This window comes from Burkholderia sp. BCC0398 (assembly GCF_902833245.1).
Classification (GTDB): domain Bacteria; phylum Pseudomonadota; class Gammaproteobacteria; order Burkholderiales; family Burkholderiaceae; genus Burkholderia; species Burkholderia sola.
The window spans coordinates 1-488 of record NZ_CADFEM010000050.1 but is presented as its reverse complement, the minus strand read 5'-3'; the positions used below and the strand labels follow the sequence as shown (position 1 = coordinate 488).

The window sequence follows — 488 nt, the reverse complement described above, 5'->3', positions numbered from 1 at the left end:
CTCGTCGTCGGCGTGTCGCTGTTCGTGCGCGGCGCCGGCCAGTCGCTGTGGGAAAACGGCATTTTCCAGAACTGCCTGCTGCTGATCCTGCTGCTGCGCCAGTCGCCGCTCGTCGCGGATGCCGTGATGGTCAACGGCGGCGAACAGGTCGCCGATCCGCAGATGATGCTCGGCGAGTGGAACGTGCCGCTGCTGTCGATGGACGAAGCGCTCGAGCGCTGCGACGTGCTGATCGAGATGAGCGCGCAATTCGGCGCGGACTACCTGCGCGCGTTCCGCGAGCGCGGCGGCAAGGTCGTCACGATGCGCGTCGGCAACGACTACGTGATCGACATCGAGCGCGCGATGTTCGACAAGCCGTCGGGCTTCCTGTTCTCGGGCGCGCCGTACGACGCGGTGTGGACGATTCCCGAATTCGAGCGCTCGTGCCTGCACTACTACCAGACGGGCTTGCGCGCACCGGTCACGATCGTCCCGCACATCTGGCA

1 protein-coding gene is annotated in these 488 nt (G+C 66.2%); it reads left to right on the top strand.

Features of this window, described 5'->3' with window-relative positions:
- On the top strand, positions 1 to 488 hold a 488-nt coding region (locus HWX76_RS36450), incomplete at both ends, for a DUF2827 family protein (protein WP_244138082.1).